A 1107-nucleotide genomic window follows, 5' to 3' on the forward strand; every position below is an offset into this window, starting at 1 on the left:
ACCGGCAGTCTTGGCAACGATCTCTTCGACGCTGACACCCGGTGCGCGCTCTTTCAAAATGAACGCGCCGTTTTCGATTTCCAGGTAAGCCAGGTCAGTCAGTACGCGCTTGATACACCCGGCGCCGGTCAGCGGCAGGCTGCATTTGGACAACAGCTTGGACTCACCATCCTTGGAGGCGTGGGTCATGATGACGATGATGTTGTCTGCGCCGGCAACCAGGTCCATGGCGCCGCCCATGCCCTTGACCAGTTTGCCGGGGATCATCCACGAAGCGATGTTGCCTTCGACGTCCACTTCGAACGCGCCCAATACGGTCAGGTCGACATGGCCACCGCGGATCATCGCGAAGGACTCGGCCGAGGAAAAGATCGAAGCACCGATACGGGCGGTCACGGTCTGCTTGCCGGCGTTGATCATGTCGGCATCGATGGTGTCTTCAGTAGGAAACGGACCCATGCCCAGCAGGCCGTTTTCCGATTGCAGCATGACTTCCATGCCTTCGGGGATGTAGTTGGCGACCAGGGTCGGAATGCCGATGCCCAGGTTCACGTAGAAGCCGTCCTGCATTTCGCGGGCGACGCGTTGAGCCATTTGTTCGCGGGAAAGTGCCATTGTCGTTATTCCTTCATTCGGTCCGGGGGCAGGGGATCACTTACGCACGGTGCGCTGTTCGATGCGCTTCTCGAACGTGCCGCAGATGATCCGGTCGACGTAGATGCCAGGGGTGTGGATCTGCGCCGGGTCCAGCTCGCCGGGTTCGACGATTTCTTCGACTTCGACCACGGTGATCTTGCCGGCAGTGGCGGCCAGCGGGTTGAAGTTCTGGGCCGTGTGGCGATAGATCACGTTACCGAAATGGTCGGCTTTCCAGCCTTTGACGATGGCGAAGTCGCCGGTGATGGATTCTTCCATCAGGTACTTGCGGCCATGGAATTCGCGGACTTCCTTGCCATCGGCGACAGGCGTGCCAACGCCGGTAGCGGTGAAGAAGGCCGGAATGCCGGCACCGCCTGCGCGCATTTTTTCAGCGAGGGTGCCTTGCGGGGTCAGGATGACTTCGATTTCGCCTTTGAGCAGTTGCTCTTCGAACAGCTTGTTTTCGCC

The 1107-nt window shown here is 59.5% G+C and carries 2 protein-coding genes; both read right to left on the bottom strand.

The genetic code is table 11. The features are described from left to right. On the bottom strand, positions 1–615 hold a 615-nt coding region (locus ACXRVY_RS30870), incomplete at its 3' end, for a CoA transferase subunit B (protein ID WP_458239191.1). A gap of 36 nt (positions 616–651) precedes the next feature. After that, positions 652–1107 (bottom strand): CoA transferase subunit A (locus tag ACXRVY_RS30875; RefSeq protein ID WP_458239192.1); only part of this gene is annotated, 456 nt, incomplete at its 5' end.

The sequence above is a fragment of the Pseudomonas sp. P5_A2_2 genome (assembly GCF_054177685.1).